Genomic DNA, 16,113 nt, shown 5'->3' with positions numbered 1-16,113 from the left:
AACGCTATCGCTATAATGTCCGCCAGGTTGACGTATTCGTAACTTCGGAGCATGTGAATGAAAGTCCTTGTGCCAGTCAAGCGCGTAGTCGATTACAACGTGAAGGTTCGTGTGAAGTCGGATGGCACGGGCGTCGACATCGCGAACGTGAAAATGTCGATGAACCCGTTCGACGAAATCGCCGTGGAAGAGGCGGTGCGTCTGAAGGAAGCGGGTGTGGCGACGGAAGTGATCGCTGTGTCCGCAGGTGTGACGCAGTCGCAGGAAACGCTGCGCACGGCGCTGGCGATCGGCGCGGACCGCGCCATCCTGATCGAGTCGAACGAAGACCTCCAGCCGCTGGCGGTCGCCAAGCTCCTCAAGGCGCTGGTCGACAAGGAACAGCCTTCGCTGGTGATCCTCGGCAAGCAGGCAATCGACGACGATTCGAACCAGACCGGCCAGATGCTGGCTGCGCTGGCCGACCTGCCGCAAGCGACCTTCGCTTCGAAGATCACGGTCGCCGACGGTAAGGCCACGGTTGCGCGTGAAGTGGACGGCGGCGCGGAAACGCTCTCGCTGACGCTGCCCGCAGTCGTCACGACGGATCTGCGCCTGAACGAGCCGCGCTACGTCACGCTGCCGAACATCATGAAGGCGAAGAAGAAGCCGCTGGAAACGATCAAGCCCGAAGACCTCGGTGTGGACGTCACGCCGCGTCTGAAGACCCTCAAGGTTGTCGAGCCGCCGAAGCGCTCGGCAGGCGTGAAGGTCGCCGACGTGAAGACGCTGGTCGAGAAGCTGAAGACCGAAGCCAAGGTGCTGTAAGGAGCGATGGAAAAATGACGAATCTGGTTATTGCTGAACACGACAATCAGTCGATCAAGGCTGCAACGCTGAACACGGTTGCCGCGGCACAGAAGATTGGCGGCGACGTGCACGTGCTGGTCGCAGGTCACAACGCTCAAGCCGCGGCCGATGCTGCAGCGAAGATCGCAGGCGTTGCAAAGGTGCTGCTCGCCGACGCGCCGCAACTCGCACAAGGTCTGGCCGAGAACGTCGAAGCGACGGTTCTCGCGATCGCAAAGAACTACTCGCACATCCTGGCTCCGGCAACCGCAGCGGGCAAGAATGTCACGCCGCGTATCGCCGCGAAGCTGGACGTCGCACAGATCAGCGATATCACGGCGGTCGATTCGCCGGATACGTTCGAGCGTCCGATCTATGCTGGCAACGCGATTGCGACGGTGCAATCGGCTGATCCGGTCAAGGTCATTACCGTTCGTACGACGGCATTCGACGCAGTCGCGGCAGAAGGCGGCAGCGCAGCCGTCGAAAAGCTGGAAGCTGCGGCGGACAACGGCAAGGCGCAATTCGTCGGCCGTGAAGTCACGAAGCTCGACCGTCCGGAACTCACGAGCGCGAAGATCATCGTCTCGGGTGGCCGTGGTCTGGGCAGCGGCGAGAACTACACGCAAGTGCTCGAACCGCTCGCCGACAAGCTCAACGCCGCACTGGGCGCATCGCGCGCAGCCGTCGACGCGGGCTACGTGCCGAACGACTATCAGGTCGGCCAGACCGGCAAGATCGTCGCGCCGCAACTGTACGTTGCGGTCGGCATCTCGGGTGCGATCCAGCATCTGGCCGGCATGAAGGACTCGAAGGTCATCGTCGCCATCAACAAGGACGAAGAAGCGCCGATCTTCGGCGTGGCCGATTACGGCCTCGTCGGCGATCTGTTCACGGTCGTGCCTGAGCTCGTCAAAGAGCTCGGCTAAGCCGCGGACTTCGCGACTACGGACGCCTGGCTAGCCCATGACGTCTGACCCAGAAAAGGGGCGCTTCGTGCGCCCCTTTTTCATTATCGGAGACAGGGAGGACTGACATGTACGACGCGCCGATCAAGGACATGCTGTTCGTAATGAAGGAACTCGCGGGACTCGACGATATCGCCGCGCTGCCCGGCGGCGAGGACGCCACGCCCGAGACCGTCGAAGCCGTGCTGCACGAGGCCGCGAAGTTTTGCGGCGAAGTGCTCGTGCCGCTGAACGCCGAAGGCGACCGCAACCCGAGCCGCTGGGACAACGGCGCGGTACACGCGACGCCTGGTTTCGCCGAGGCGTTCAGTCAGTACGTGGCGGGCGGCTGGCAGGGCGTGCAGCATCCTCAGGAATACGAAGGACAGGGTTTGCCCAAGCTCGTCGGCACGCCTTGCGTGGAGATGCTGAACGCGGCCAACCTGTCGTTCGCGCTCTGTCCGCTGCTCACCGATGGCGCGATCGAGGCCTTGCTGACCGCAGGCAGCGAAGAACAGAAGCAGCGCTACGTGCCGAAGCTCATCTCGGGTGTCTGGACCGGCACGATGAACCTGACCGAGCCGCAGGCCGGCTCCGATCTCGCGGCCGTGCGTACGCGCGCCGAGCCGCAGCCCGACGGCAGCTACAAGGTCTTCGGCACCAAGATCTTCATCACGTGGGGCGAGCACGACATGGCGCAGAACATCGTCCATCTCGTGCTCGCGCGCACGCCTGATGCGCCCGAAGGCGTGAAGGGTATTTCGCTCTTCATCGTGCCGAAGTTCCTCATCAACGACGACGGCACACTCGGCGCGCGTAACGACGTGCAATGCGTTTCCATCGAGCACAAGCTCGGCATCAAGGCGAGCCCGACGGCGGTGCTTCAGTACGGCGACCACGGCGGCGCGGTCGGCTATCTGATCGGCGAGGAGAGTCGCGGGCTCGAATACATGTTCATCATGATGAACGCCGCGCGCTTTGCCGTGGGCATGCAGGGCGTGGCGGTGTCCGACCGCGCGTATCAGAAGGCGGCAGCCTATGCGAAGGAGCGCGTGCAAAGCCGGCCCGTCGATGGATCGGCGAGAGAGGCGGTGACGATCATTCATCACCCGGACGTGCGCCGCATGCTCGCGACCATGCGCGCGCTGACCGAAGCCGCCCGCGCGCTCGCCTACGTTGCGGCGGCCGAAAGCGACCGCGCACACGGGGAGCCGGATAGCGCGCGACGCGCGCAACACCAGGCGCGCTACGAATACCTGGTGCCGATCGTGAAGGGCTGGAGCACGGAGCTGGCCAACGAGGTGACGAGCCTGGGCGTGCAGGTGCATGGCGGCATGGGCTTCATCGAGGAGACGGGCGCCGCGCAGTTCTATCGCGATGCCCGCATTCTCGCGATCTACGAGGGCACCACGGCGATCCAGGCCAACGATCTGGTCGGACGCAAGACGCTGCGTGACGGCGGCGCGGCCGTGAAAGCGTTGCTCGACGACATCGGGCAGACCTTGGCGGAACTCCGCGCGCAGGAGGGGGCGGCGTTCAAGTCGATGGCGAAGCATCTGGCGCTTGGCCAGCAAGCGCTGGCTTCGACGGTGGATTTCGTGCTCGCCAATGCGAAGGGCGATCCGAACGCCGTGTTCGCGGGCAGCGTGCCGTATCTGAAGCTCGCGGGCATCGTGCTGGGCGGCTGGCAGATGGCGCGCGCGATGCTCGCCTCGCAACGACTGATGCAGGACGACCCGAAGTTCCACGGAGCGAAGATCGCGACGGCGCAGTTTTTCGCGGAGCATGTGTTGCCGCAGGCGGTGGCGCTCGAAGCGGGCATTGTCAGCGCGAAGGGTTCGGAAGGCGTCCTCACGCTTTCCGAAGATCAGTTCTGAAGCTTCCTCGCCAAACGAAAAACGGCGGCCCGATTGCACGGGACCGCCGTTTGTCTTTCTGGGCCGCGCGAAGCGGCGCAAGCGCGATTACGCGTAAGCCGGACGATGCTCGCCCTTGGTCTCGCCGAGGTAGCGATAGACCGAGAGATCGTCGGCCTTGATCGCGGGGCTCTTGCCCGAGATCAGGTCGGCCAGCAACTGGCCCGAGCCGCACGACATGGTCCAGCCGAGCGTGCCGTGGCCCGTGTTCAGGAACAGGTTCGAGAACGGCGTGCGGCCGACAACAGGGGTGCCGTCCGGCGTCATCGGGCGCAGGCCGGTCCAGAAGGTGGCCTTGGTCGTGTCGCCGCCGCCCGGGAACAGGTCGTTCACGCACATTTCGAGGGTTTCACGGCGAGCCTGCTTGAGCGACTTGTCGTAGCCCACGATCTCGGCCATGCCGCCCACGCGGATGCGGTCGTCGAAACGCGTGATCGCGATCTTGTAGGTCTCGTCGAGCACGGTCGAGACGGGGGCTGCGCCCGCGTTGACGATCGGTGCGGTGATCGAGTAGCCCTTGAGCGGGTAGACGGGGATCTTCACGAGACCCGCGAGCATCTTCGTCGAGAAAGAACCGAGCGCAACCACATACGAGTCGGCGCGCACGACTTCGCCGCCGCATTGCACACCCGCGATGCGATCGCCTTGCACGACGAGGCCGTCGATCGGCGTGTTGTAGCGGAACTTGACGCCCAGCTCGGCCGCCATCGCGGCGAGGCGCGTGGTGAAGAGCTGGCAGTCGCCGGTTTCGTCGCCCGGCAGGCGCAGGCCGCCCGTGAGCTTGTGCGAGACAGCGGCGAGCGCGGGTTCGGCGCGTTGCAGTTCGGCTGCGCTCAGCAGTTCGTAGGGGACGTTCGCGTCCTTGAGCACGGCGATGTCTTTCTGCGCGCCGTCGAATTGCTGCTGGGTGCGGAAGACCTGGAGCGTGCCGCCGGTGCGGCCTTCGTACTGGATGCCGGTATCGGCGCGCAACGCTTGCAGGCAATCGCGGCTGTATTCGGCCAGACGCACCATGCGGCCCTTGTTGAGCGCATAGCGCTCGGCCGAACAGTTTTGCAGCATCTGCCACATCCACTGCAACTGGAACTTCGTGCCGTCGAGGCGGATGGCGAGCGGCGCGTGCTTTTCGAACATCCACTTGATGGCCTTGAGCGGCACGCCCGGCGCAGCCCACGGCGCCGCGTAACCCGGCGAAATCTGGCCGGCGTTTGCAAAGCTGGTCTCCAGCGCGGGAGCGGCCTCGCGGTCGATCACCGTCACTTCATGGCCCGCGCGGGCAAGATACCAGGCGCTGGCCACCCCGACCACACCACTGCCCAACACGACGACTCGCATAGTTGCTCCATCCAGTTAGATTTGTTTGGGCTACGCCGCTTTGCCGGGCTGGAGCGCCCGTCTGGGGCGGCTGCAGCGTACAAGGCATGAAAAATCGGATGTAGCCAGTGATATCGACTATGCTATTGTTGTCGGTCTAGATTTTGTTATTGTATTTTTCAGATTTTCAGGAAAAAAACATGAGAACGCAGCGTCAGCCGGTCCGTGCGCTCGACCGGCTCGATCACCGCATCCTGAAACTGCTCCAGGAAGACGGTCGCATGGCCATGAAAGACCTGGCCGAGCAGGTGGGGTTATCGGTCACGCCCTGCATTGAACGCGTCAAACGCATGGAGCGCGATGGCGTCATCACGGGCTACTACGCGCGCGTGAATCCCAACGTCCTGGGCGCGGCGCTGCTGGTGTTCGTGGAGATCACACTCGACCACAAGAGCGGCAACATGTTCGACCAGTTCCGCCGCGAAGTGCAGAAGATTCCCGAGGTGCTCGAATGCCATCTGGTCTCGGGCGATTTCGACTATCTGATCAAGGCGCGCATCGGCGAGATGGCCGACTATCGCAAGCTGCTTGGGGACATCCTGCTGCAATTGCCGGGCGCGGTGCAGTCGAAAAGCTATGTGGTGATGGAAGAGATCAAGGAGTCGCTGACGATTGCGGTTGGCGAGTGACGGGCTGACAGCGCTCCGAAGTTTCCCCGAAGCCTCCCCCGACGTTTCCCTATTTATCGGGCTCGACAAAGCGTGTCGATACTGTATATTTATACAGTATCGACACGCTTTTCTGCATTGAGCCGTGAAAGACCTGGAACCCGACCGCGAGCCCGAACCCGAGACCTGGTATCCCGTCGCCCCGCCTGCGCCGCGCAAGGGGCGCGGCGCGGTCACGAACCTCCAGGGGCGCTACGAGGTCGATCAGCGCGAAGCCTTCGACGACGGCTGGCAGCATGACAGTCCCGAAGAGGGGGAGGCACGCGACGAGGGTGGCGAAGGCCGGGCGGACATCCTGCGCACCCAGGTTTTCGAAGAGCGCGCGAAGAGCATTCTCACGCGCAACCAGTCGCCCGATATTCCGTTCAACGTTTCCCTCAACCCATACCGCGGCTGCGAGCACGGTTGCATCTACTGCTTCGCGCGGCCAACGCACAGTTATCTAGGGTTGTCGCCGGGGCTGGATTTCGAGAGCCGTCTCTACGCGAAGATCAATGCGCCCGAACTGCTCGCGCGCGAGATGTCCAGGCCGTCCTACGAGCCGGAGCCCATCGCGCTCGGCGTGAACACGGACGCCTGGCAGCCCATCGAGCGCGATCTGCGTCTCACGCGCCGCGTGATCGAGGTGCTGGCCGAGCGTCAGCATCCCTTTGCGGCCATCACGAAATCGTCGCTGATCGAGCGCGATATCGACCTGCTTGCTCCGATGGCGCAGCGCCGCCAGTTCATGGCCGCAATCACCATCACCACGCTCGACGCCGATATCGCGCGCACGCTCGAGCCGCGCGCCGCCACGCCCGCGCGGCGCCTGCGCACGATCCGCACGCTCGCCGAGGCCGGCATTCCCGTGGGGGTGAGCATCGCGCCCGTGATTCCGTTCGTCACCGAGCCGGACATGGAGCGCGTGCTGGAAGCCTGTGCCGAGGCAGGCGCGACGAGCGCGAGCTATATCGTGCTGCGTTTGCCGTGGGAGGTCTCGCCGTTGTTTCAGGACTGGCTGGAGGCACATTTCCCGCAGCGTGCGGCGCGCGTGATGAGCCGCGTGCGCGACATGCGCGGCGGCAAGGATTACGAAGCGGCGTTCTCGCAGCGCATGAAGGGTACAGGGCTGTGGGCCGACCTGCTCAAGCAGCGCTTTCATAAGGCCGTGAACCGGCTCGGGCTTAACGAGCGCCGCCACGGCATTCTGGATATGTCGGAGTTCGTGCGCGAGAAGCGCGTGCGGGAGAAGCCGCAACTCGATCTGTTCTAGCGTGGGCTTACTGCGAGATGGCCTTGGCGGCTTCCACCTGTGATTCGAAGTAAGTCTGGAACGAGAGCGCGAGTCCCGTCATCAGCAGAAACGCGCCAATCAGAAGCGAGAAGATCACCACGAAGATCACCGTCCAGCCCGAGCGGCTTGCGCGTGTGCCAGCGAAGGCGGCGTTGAACTGGGCGTCCCATTTCACGTCGGGGCGCAGGCCGTAGACGATCGCGGCGAGGAACGCCGAGAGCACCGAGACCGCGCCGATCACGGCGAGCGCCCAGCCGGGAATCGACGCGCGCTCGGTGGCCACGAGCAGCAGCACGCCCGGAATGCCAAGCAGCGTGCCGGCGATGTGAGCCCAGCCCCAGATATCGCGCGGGCCGTACAGATAGAAGCGGTGAGCGCCCAGGCTGCCGAACAGAAAGGCGAAGGCGGCGGTCAGTGTCTTGGAGCGAAAGCGTGTGGAGTTTTTCTGGTTGGACATGGGCTGGCGGGTTGTCGTGCAGCGCGTGATTGGCGCGTGAGCCGTATCCTGGCGGCAAGCGGACTCAAGCGGGCTGTCTAGGCCCGCGGGCCATTGTACGTGCCACGCCCGCGCTTCAGCAGAGCTTGCGGCTTATGTCCGGTACCGGCGCGGCGGACTGCAGATTGGCCTAGGGCTGCGCGTAAGTCACGCGATAGATCGCGCCCGCGTAATCGTCGCTGATGAGCAGCGAGCCGTCGGGTAAGGGCAGTACATCGGCGGGACGGCCCCATTGGGTCTCGTCGGGGTTGAGCCAGCCTTGGGCGAAGACTTCCTGATGGGCGTTCGCGCCATCGGCATCGGCGATGATGCGCACCACGCGATAGCCCACCTTGCGGCTGCGGTTCCAGGAACCGTGCTCGGCGATGAATACGCTGTTGCGGTAGGCGGCCGGAAACATCGTGCCTGTATAGAAGCGCATGCCGAGCGACGCGACGTGCGCGCCGAGTTTTGCGACCGGCGGCGTGAAGCTGCTGCAAGGATGATCCTTGCCGAACTCCGGATCGCTCACGTTGCCGCCGTGGCAATAAGGGAAGCCGAAATCCTCGCCCACATGCGCGAGTCGATTGAGCTTGTCGTCGGGGATATCGTCGCCGAGCATGTCGCGGCCGTTGTCGGTGAACCACAGTTCGTGCGTCTGCGGGTGCCAGGCGAAGCCCACGGTGTTGCGCACGCCTCGCGCGATGGTCTCGTAATGTGAGCCGTCCGGGTTCATGCGTCCGATCATCGCGAAATGGGTGCGTTGCGGGTCGCTCGCCGGCAGGCAGACGTTGCAGGGCGCGCCCTGGGGCACGTAGAGCTTGCCGTCGGGGCCGAAGGCGATGAATTTCCAGCCGTGATGGCGCTCGGTGGGAAGCTGGTCGGTAACGACGGCGGGCTTCGGGGGATCGTCGAGATGGGTGTCGATGGCGTCGAGTCGCAGGATCGACGAGACGGCGGACACATAGAGCGCGCCGTCGCGCCAGGCCACGCCCACCGGCATCGTGAGCCCGGAGGCGACCACGTGGCGCTTCACGAGCTTGCCGTCGCGCAGTTCGAGCGCGTAGACGCGGCCCTCCATGCTGCCCACGTACAGAATGCCCTTGGGCGAGAGCGTCATCTCGCGCGCGGCGGGAACGTCGTCGCTGAGCACTTCGATATGGAAGCCGGGCGGCAGCTTGATGCGCTCGATGGGCGGCGCCGCCTGCGCAAGTGGCGTGTGGAGGAGTGCGGTGAACGCGAACCAGGCGATGGCGGTACTGAAAACACGTCGAGCGAGGTGCGCAACGATCGTCTGTGACGCGCCGTAGCCACAGTTCGGCCGATAGAGGGTCGCATTCGCAGCGAGTGGAGAAGCGCGCGAGCGAAGGCCTTCGAGAAACCACGCTAATTGCGCCCAGCCCCGCGCCAGTGGCCGCTGTGCCGCCTTTGCGCGTGGGCTTGCGTCCGACCTCCCAGCCGATGTTCGATCGCCTTGCATCGTCGCCTTCCTTGCCGTTTTTCAGACGGCCTTTCTGGTTGAGCTGCGCGGTTTCCAGTTAAGTGTTTGTTATGCCATTGGTTTCGGGCTATAATCGCATGTTTCAGTAGTCCCGAACCCCCGGTTTTCAAGGATTCTAGTATGGTTATCATCCGTCTGGCACGCGGCGGCTCGAAGAAGCGCCCGTTCTACAACATCGTCGCAACCGATTCGCGTAACCGTCGTGACGGCCGCTTCATCGAGCGCGTGGGCTTCTACAACCCGGTCGCTACCAAGGGTGAAACGCTGCGCATCGCTCAAGATCGCGTCACGTACTGGCAAGAAAACGGCGCACAAATGTCGCCGGCAGTTGCCCGTCTCGTGAAGGAAGCGCAAAAGGCTGTTGCTGCTCCGGCTGCTTAAGTCTTTGATGTGTTTTACCCCCGTGCGCGCAGCGTAAGCCGCGTGTGCGATTTCAAGCTGGCTGCGAGGTTTGTCCATGCCCGAGCATGACGACGCAAAAGCGGACGCCAAGGCTACGGGCGCAGTGACGCCGCAGGACAGTGGCAAGGCTGGCGGGCGTCCGGCACGTTCCGCACCGACCTTCGGTGCGTTCGTGCGTAAGGCGCCGGTGCGCGAAAGCGCGCCCAGTGCGCAAGTTTCGGCTGCCGCCGAAGGTTTGCGAGCCGAAACTCCGGCGAGCTGGCCGGCCGATGCAATCGAAGTCGGTGCCGTGATCGAAGCCTATGGCCTCAAAGGCGGGCTGAAGATCGCGCCGCACGCGCAAGGCGGCAAAGCCTTGCTGGCGGCGAAGCGCTGGTGGCTCCTGAAGGGGCGCGAGCGGCCCGAGCGTTATTCCGCGGTGCGTGTGAGCGCCAAGGTGCACGGCGACTCTGTCGTCGCGCAACTGGGTGGTCTCACCGACCGCGACGCCGCGGTGCTGCTGCGCGGTGCGCGTATCTACGTGACCCGTGCGGATTTCCCCGTCACGGAAGCCGACGAGTATTACTGGGTCGACCTCATCGGTCTCGATGTCGCCAACGAGGCGGGCGTCGAGCTGGGCAAGGTCGCCGACCTGATCGACAACGGTGCGCAGTCGGTGTTGCGTATCGAGTTCCCGGAAACGGGCAAGGACGGCAAGCCCACCACCGGCGAGCGGTTGATCCCGTTCGTCGGCGTGTTTGTGAAGACGGTGGACCTGGCGGCGAAACGCATTGTCGTCGACTGGGAAGCCGATTACTGAACCTGCTGTGCTGATTCGCTGAACGGAGAGAGCGATGCAGTTCGATGTCGTTACGCTCTTCCCCGAAATGTTTCGCGCGCTGACCGACTGGGGTATCACCAGCCGGGCGGCAAAGCAGCAGCGTTACATGTTGCGCGCGTGGAATCCGCGCGATTTCACGACCGACAATTACCGCACCATCGACGATCGTCCTTATGGCGGTGGGCCTGGCATGGTCATGCTGGCCAAACCGCTCGAAGCGGCGATCGACGCGGCGAAAGCCGCGCAGGCGGAGCAGGGCGTGGCCAAACCGCGTGTGTTGCTGATGTCGCCGCAAGGCAAGCCGCTCACGCATGAACGCGCCGTGCAGTTCGCGCAGGAACCCGGTTTCGTGATCCTGTGCGGGCGCTACGAAGCGATCGACCAGCGTCTCGTCGACCGTTGCGTGGACGAGGAAGTCAGCCTTGGCGACTTCGTGCTGTCGGGGGGCGAACTGCCCGCGATGGCGCTGATGGATGCTGTGGTGCGACTGCTGCCGGGCGTGCTCAATGACGCGCTCTCGGCGGTGCAGGACAGCTTCGTGGACGGTCTGCTCGACTGCCCGCATTACACGCGGCCCGAGGAATACGACGGCGTGCGCGTACCCGATGTGCTGCTCGGCGGCCATCATGCGGAAATCGAGCAATGGCGTCGTCGCGAGTCGCTGCGCAACACGTGGTTTAAACGGCCCGATCTGATTGCTCGGGCCCGCAAGAACAAGATGTTGAGTCGTGCCGACGAGGCATGGCTCGCTAGTCTCGCAAAGAGCGCGAACGAAGCCTGAGGCTTCGGGCGGGCAGGGCGCGAGGCGTCCAAGGCGGTGCCGCTTCATGCGTGAACGGTGCCAGATGTGAATCCATCCTCTATCGGGGCCGTAGTCGCCTGGGTTTCTCGCGAGATCCGGCGCAGGTACGAACGCCGACAAGATGGCTTACGGAGTCATTCATGAATCTGATCGAAAAACTCGAGCAGGAAGAAATCCAGCGCGTGCTGGGCGAGAAAACCATCCCCGACTTCGCTCCTGGCGATACGGTGATCGTCAATGTGAACGTTGTCGAAGGCACGCGTAAGCGCGTTCAGGCATACGAAGGCGTCGTGATCGCAAAGCGTAACCGCGGTCTGAACTCGGCGTTCATCGTTCGCAAGATCTCGTCGGGCGAAGGCGTCGAGCGTACGTTCCAGACGTACTCGCCGCTGCTGGCAAGCATCGTGGTGAAGCGCCGCGGCGACGTTCGTCGCGCGAAGCTGTACTACCTGCGCAACCTGTCGGGCAAGAAGGCTCGCATCAAGGAAAAGCTGGTGTCGAAAGACCGCGCAGCTGCTCCGGCTGCCGAGCAGGCGTAAAAGCTGTAAGAAAGAAGCACCCTTCGGGGTGCTTTTTTCTTTTTGGCCGCAAAATAATCGCGTGTGCCCGAACCCCGAGTCAGCCGTTGATCCGTCCAGTATTTGAACCCGAAAGCCTGCCGATCGAATCGACGGGCGCCGATCTGCCTACCGTCGCAGCTGGGCGTCTCACGCCCGATGGCCTGCGTGCGCGTTTCGAGCAGCGTCTGCCTTGGGACCCGGAGCCGCAGGAATCGCGCGTCACCGACATTCGCGATCCGCGCGAGGCGGCCGTACTGATTCCGCTCGCGATCCGCGCGTCGGGCCTGAATGTGCTGCTCACGCAGCGCGCCGACCATCTGAGCAATCACGCAGGACAGGTCAGTTTTCCGGGCGGCAGCCGCGAGCCGGCTGACGCCACGCCCATCGCCGCCGCCTTGCGCGAGGCGCACGAGGAAGTTGATCTCGATCCGGGCCGCGTCGAGGTGCTGGGTGCGCTGCCCGAGTATCTGACCGGCACGGGCTTTCGCGTGACGCCCGTGGTGGGGCTCGTGCACGAGCCGTTTTCGCTGGCGGCCGATGCACTGGAAGTCGCGAGCATCTTCGAAGTGCCGCTCGGCTTTCTGATGAACCCGGCGAACCACGAAGTGCGTGTATTTCGCTGGGAGGGCGGCGAGCGCCGCTTTTTCGCCATGCCGTATCCGCAGCAGGGCACGGGCGCCTCGGCCGTCGGCACGTCGCATTTCATCTGGGGCGCGACCGCTGGCATGCTGCGCAACTTCTATCGCTTCCTGCTCGCCTGAGCTTTTTCGACGCTCGGCCGTAACGTGCCGCCGAGGGGAAATCTTGCAGATTCGCGACGCAATCTTACGTCGCTGTTGTGTCTTTGCCGCTGGACGTTCAGGCACATCTGGCCCTGTGATATCGTTGCAACAATTTTCTGAAACCCCTTCTGCAACCCGACTTGCACGGCGCGTCGCATGACCTTCTTCTCCGTATTGCTGGCTCTCGTCATCGAACAGGTGCGGGCGCTTTCGCCGAATAATCCGGTGATGGCACTGGTGCGCCTCAATGCAGAATGGGCCGCGCACGGCTTTGACGCGGGTAAGCAGAAGCATGGCCTGATCGCCTGGCTCGTGGTCGTGTTGCCCTGGACCGTGGCCACGGCGCTGGTCTACTACGTGCTCTATCACATCAGCTTCGTGCTGGCGTTCCTCTGGAACGTGGTGGTGGTGTACTTCACGCTCGGTTTCCGGCAGTTCAGCCACTATTTCACCGACATCCACCTCGCGCTCAATAACGACGACGTGCCGCGCGCGCGCGAAGTGCTCACCGAATGGACCGGCATCGACGCCGTGGACATGCCCGTGAGCGAGATCGTGCGCCATACGCTCATTCATGCCGTGGTGGCCTCGCATCGTCACGTGTTTGGCGTGTTCTTCTGGTTCCTCGTGCCGATCGGCCCGGCGGGCGCGGTGCTGTACCGAATCTCCGAATACCTCGCGCGTGAGTGGGCGCGTCCCGCAGAGGATCGCACCGAAGCCTTCTCGAACTTCGCGCAGCATGTGTTTTTCGTGATCGACTGGATTCCGGCGCGCCTGACGTCGATGGGCTTTGCCATCGTCGGCAATTTCGAGGACGCGATCTACGCCTGGCGCAATCATGCGAACCAGTGGCCCGATACCAACGAAGGCGTGCTGCTGGCCGCTGGCAGCGGCGCACTGGGTGCGCGCCTGTCGGGGCCGCTCGCCGAGCAGTCGAGCGTCGATGCGATCGCCCAGCCGGGCGAGGGTGGTCCCTACACGGTCGGCGACGACTGCACGCCGCGCACGCTGCAATCGGCTGTGGGCCTCGTCTGGCGCGCTGTGATCCTGTGGATGATCCTGCTGCTGATGCTGACGATCGCCGTCTGGGTTTAAGGCTCCGCGCGATTTCGCCCAAAGCAAACGGCCCGCTTCGAAGCGGGCCGTTTGCATTTCAGAGGGGGCTTTCAGTCGTCGCGTGGATCGCGCTCGCGTCCACACTGCCAGCAGACCGTGAATTGCGGCTCCAGCGTCTCGCCGCACTGCGGGCAGCGCCACGAAGGCGTGCCGGGCGCGGGGCCACGGGTTGCGTCGGCGATCAGCCTGCGCGCCAGTGCTTCGTCGCGCTCGTCGACGAGCCAGATCTCGGGCGCGCACTGCTCGGCCGGAATCTCGCCCATCGCACCGCTCAGATAGCGGTTGTGCAACTCGCTCGCCACGCCCGCCGTGGCCAGGATGTTCATCCAATGCTGGGCGATGACCACATTGGGCGCGCGCACGAGCTTGATCATGGGAGGCCGGGAGGATGCCGCCAAGGCGCGCGCGTCAGCGCACGACCTGGCTGATTTCGTGCACGAGCTGCGCATAGAGCGCGTGACGCTCCTCGGCGATACGGCCGTCCTCGACCGCTTCGAGCACCGCGCAGCCCGGCTCGTGCAGGTGATGGCAGTTGTAGAAGCGGCAATGCGCGAGCAGCGGCCGGAACTCGGGGAAGGCGCGCTCGAGCGTGCCTTCGGTGAGGTGATAGAGGCCGAATTCCTGGAAGCCCGGCGAATCGATCAGCGCGCCGCCTGCCGCCCCCACGCCCGGCAACTTGTAGAGCCGCGTGAAAGTGGTCGTATGCCGGCCGCTATTGAGCGCCGTGGAGATTTCGCGCGTGGCGGCTTCGGCGTCGGGAATCAGGAGATTCACGAGCGTCGATTTACCCATGCCCGACTGGCCGAGCAGGATGGTCTGATGGCCGTTCAGATGTTCGCTGAGGATCGCGCGCGCCTCCTCGGGATGTTTCTTCTCCGACACTTCCAGCACCGTATAGCCCAGCGCGCGATAGCGCTCGAGCCGCTGGCGCGCGAGCGGCAGCATGGCTTCCAGATCGATCTTGTTGAGCAGGATGATCGGTTTCAGGCCGTTGGCTTCGGCCGCCACCAGCGCGCGCCCGAGCAGATCCTCGCTGAAGTGCGGCTCGGTGGCGAGCACGATCAGCAACTGGTCGAGATTGGCCGCGAAGAGCTTCGACTTGTATTGATCCGAGCGATAGAGCAGGTTGCGCCGCTCGCCGATCGCGACGATCACGCCCTGGTCGGCCGAAGTCGATTGATAGTCCACGCGGTCGCCCACGGCGACCTCGCTCTTCTTGCCGCGCGGGAAGCACTGGAGCGGCACGCCGCCGTCATCCGGCGCGACCAGGTAGTGACGGCCGTGCGCGGCGATCACGACGCCGTGCAGCGTCGCGTTGCTTGCATTCGCTGCGCCCGTTTGCCCGGCTGCGCCGGCGCCCTTCGATGCGCGCCGGTTCATGCGTGCGCGAGCAGTTTGTCGATCCGCTGCGAAGCCGGCGGATGCGAGTAGTAGAACGCGGTGTAGAGCGGGTCGGGCGTGAGCGTCGACGCGTTGTCCTCATACAGTTTCACGAGCGCATTGACGAGCTGCTGCGCGTCGGTCTGGGTGGCGGCGAAGGCGTCGGCTTCGAACTCGTGTTTGCGCGAGCTCAGGCTGTTAAACGGCGTGATGAAGAACAGGAACACCGGCACGGCGAGGAAGAACAGCACGAGCGCGAGGCCCTCGTTGCCGCCGAGCAGCGACGGACGCACGCCCAGCCCCTCGTAGAACCACACGCGCTGCGTGAGCCAGCCGAGCAGACCGAGCAGCACGAGGCTGATCAGGAACGTGACGACCATGCGCTTGATGACGTGACGACGCTTGAAGTGGCCGAGTTCGTGCGCGAGCACAGCCTCGATCTCGCTGCCCGAGAGGCGCGCGAGCAGCGTGTCGAAGAAGACGATGCGCTTGGCCGCGCCAAAGCCCGTGAAATACGCATTGCCGTGTGCGGAGCGGCGGCTGCCGTCCATCACGAAGAGCCCCTTGGCCGCGAAGCCGCAGCGTTGCATCAGCGCTTCGATGCGCGAGCGCAGCGCTTCGTCCTTGAGCGGTTCGAACTTGTTGAAGAGCGGCGCGATGAAGGTGGGGTAGAGGATCAGCACGAGCATCTGGAAGCCGACCCACACCACCCAGGTCCACAGCCACCAGAGGCCGCCGGCCTGCTTCATGAGCCAGAGCACGACGAACAGCAGCGGAATGCCAAACGCGGCGCCGATCACGAGTCCCTTGATGCGGTCCATGAAGAAGATGCGCTTCGTCATGCGGTTGAAGCCGAAGCGCTCTTCGACCACGAACTGACGGTAGTAGTCGAGCGGCAACTCGATGATGCCGCTCACGGCAAGCACCGCGCCGATCAGCGCAATCTGGCCGACGTAGCCGCGCCCGAGCAGGTCGGAGACGCCCAGATCGAGCGCCTGCACGCCGCCAAGCAGCGTGAGTGCGATCAGCACGACAGCCGACAGCACGATCTCGACCATGCCGAGGCGGGTGCGCGCGACGGTGTAGTCGGCGGCACGCTGGTGGGCCGTGAGCGCAATGGTGGCCGCGAACTGGGCGGGCACCGCGTCGCGATGGGCCGCGACGAAGCGGGTTTGGCGCGACGCCAGCCAGAGTTTGGTCGCGACCATCGCGAGGACGGCGACCATGAAAAGCGCGCTGAAACTCAACGCAGGGGACAAGTTAGGCATC

17 protein-coding genes are annotated in these 16,113 nt (G+C 64.2%); 11 read left to right on the top strand and 6 right to left on the bottom strand.

The annotated features are described in order from the left end of the window. Positions 1-57 precede the first annotated feature (57 nt). From U5782_RS23440 to U5782_RS23430, 3 genes are all read left to right on the top strand, one after another. Positions 58-807, top strand: coding sequence for an electron transfer flavoprotein subunit beta/FixA family protein (locus U5782_RS23440; RefSeq protein ID WP_322046253.1), 750 nt, complete (start codon positions 58-60; stop codon positions 805-807). A 14-nt stretch (positions 808-821) separates the two neighbouring features. Next, positions 822-1,757: an electron transfer flavoprotein subunit alpha/FixB family protein gene (locus U5782_RS23435; protein ID WP_322046252.1), complete on the top strand. Its 936-nt coding sequence runs from the start codon at positions 822-824 to the stop codon at positions 1,755-1,757. Between the two features lie 107 nt (positions 1,758-1,864). Beyond that, a complete protein-coding gene (locus U5782_RS23430; RefSeq protein ID WP_322046251.1) occupies positions 1,865-3,652 on the top strand; it encodes an acyl-CoA dehydrogenase in 1,788 nt (595 codons plus the stop codon). A gap of 87 nt (positions 3,653-3,739) precedes the next feature. On the opposite strand, the gene U5782_RS23425 is transcribed toward U5782_RS23430, so the two are convergent. Next, a complete protein-coding gene (locus U5782_RS23425; protein WP_322046250.1) occupies positions 3,740-5,026 on the bottom strand; it encodes a D-amino acid dehydrogenase in 1,287 nt (428 codons plus the stop codon). Between the two features lie 179 nt (positions 5,027-5,205). On the opposite strand from U5782_RS23425, the gene U5782_RS23420 reads away from it, so the two are divergent. Next, a complete protein-coding gene (locus U5782_RS23420) occupies positions 5,206-5,694 on the top strand; it encodes an Lrp/AsnC ligand binding domain-containing protein (protein ID WP_103707571.1) in 489 nt (162 codons plus the stop codon). 124 nt (positions 5,695-5,818) lie between these two features. Beyond that, on the top strand, positions 5,819-6,985 hold the full coding sequence (locus tag U5782_RS23415) for a PA0069 family radical SAM protein (RefSeq protein WP_415914389.1): 1,167 nt from the start codon (positions 5,819-5,821) through the stop codon (positions 6,983-6,985). A gap of 7 nt (positions 6,986-6,992) precedes the next feature. Here U5782_RS23415 and U5782_RS23410 read toward each other — a convergent pair whose 3' ends face one another. Then, entirely contained in the window at positions 6,993-7,463 is a 471-nt protein-coding gene (locus U5782_RS23410) for an NINE protein (RefSeq protein WP_322046249.1), read from the bottom strand. A gap of 169 nt (positions 7,464-7,632) precedes the next feature. Then, on the bottom strand, positions 7,633-8,961 hold the full coding sequence (locus U5782_RS23405; protein WP_322046248.1) for a sorbosone dehydrogenase family protein: 1,329 nt from the start codon (positions 8,959-8,961) through the stop codon (positions 7,633-7,635). 141 nt (positions 8,962-9,102) lie between these two features. On the opposite strand from U5782_RS23405, the gene rpsP reads away from it, so the two are divergent. The 6 genes from rpsP to U5782_RS23375 all read left to right on the top strand — a co-directional run bounded on the left by rpsP (position 9,103) and on the right by U5782_RS23375 (position 13,443). Beyond that, a complete protein-coding gene (gene rpsP / locus U5782_RS23400) occupies positions 9,103-9,363 on the top strand; it encodes a 30S ribosomal protein S16 (RefSeq protein WP_205984253.1) in 261 nt (86 codons plus the stop codon). Between the two features lie 76 nt (positions 9,364-9,439). Further along, a complete protein-coding gene (gene rimM, locus U5782_RS23395) occupies positions 9,440-10,183 on the top strand; it encodes a ribosome maturation factor RimM (protein ID WP_415914388.1) in 744 nt (247 codons plus the stop codon). Between the two features lie 34 nt (positions 10,184-10,217). Further along, positions 10,218-10,985 carry a tRNA (guanosine(37)-N1)-methyltransferase TrmD gene (gene trmD / locus U5782_RS23390; RefSeq protein WP_322046247.1) on the top strand — a complete coding sequence of 256 codons (768 nt, stop codon included), beginning with the start codon at positions 10,218-10,220 and terminating at the stop codon, positions 10,983-10,985. 161 nt (positions 10,986-11,146) lie between these two features. Further along, the gene (rplS, locus tag U5782_RS23385) at positions 11,147-11,545 is read left to right on the top strand and encodes a 50S ribosomal protein L19 (RefSeq protein WP_322046246.1); all 399 of its coding nucleotides are present in this window, start codon (positions 11,147-11,149) and stop codon (positions 11,543-11,545) included. An 86-nt stretch (positions 11,546-11,631) separates the two neighbouring features. Further along, positions 11,632-12,327 (top strand): CoA pyrophosphatase, encoded by a 696-nt coding sequence (locus U5782_RS23380; RefSeq protein ID WP_322046245.1) that lies wholly within the window; start codon positions 11,632-11,634, stop codon positions 12,325-12,327. Positions 12,328-12,504: 177 nt separating this feature from the next. Next, positions 12,505-13,443 (top strand): CobD/CbiB family protein, encoded by a 939-nt coding sequence (locus tag U5782_RS23375; protein WP_322046244.1) that lies wholly within the window; start codon positions 12,505-12,507, stop codon positions 13,441-13,443. Between the two features lie 71 nt (positions 13,444-13,514). Here U5782_RS23375 and U5782_RS23370 read toward each other — a convergent pair whose 3' ends face one another. The 3 genes from U5782_RS23370 to U5782_RS23360 are packed head-to-tail and all read right to left on the bottom strand — an operon-like array spanning position 13,515 to position 16,112. Then, positions 13,515-13,835, bottom strand: a complete 321-nt coding sequence (locus tag U5782_RS23370; protein WP_322046274.1) for a DUF2007 domain-containing protein — start codon at positions 13,833-13,835, stop codon at positions 13,515-13,517. Positions 13,836-13,872: 37 nt separating this feature from the next. Then, positions 13,873-14,844, bottom strand: a complete 972-nt coding sequence (rsgA, locus tag U5782_RS23365; protein ID WP_322046243.1) for a ribosome small subunit-dependent GTPase A — start codon at positions 14,842-14,844, stop codon at positions 13,873-13,875. Further along, positions 14,841-16,112: a M48 family metallopeptidase gene (locus tag U5782_RS23360; protein ID WP_322046242.1), complete on the bottom strand. Its 1,272-nt coding sequence runs from the start codon at positions 16,110-16,112 to the stop codon at positions 14,841-14,843. Before U5782_RS23360 ends, rsgA begins: the two co-directional genes overlap by 4 nt. Between the last annotated feature and the right edge of the window lies 1 nt (position 16,113).

The organism is Paraburkholderia sp. J67 (genome assembly GCF_905220265.1).
Classification (GTDB): domain Bacteria; phylum Pseudomonadota; class Gammaproteobacteria; order Burkholderiales; family Burkholderiaceae; genus Paraburkholderia.
This window is presented reverse-complemented; position numbering and strand designations above follow the sequence as displayed.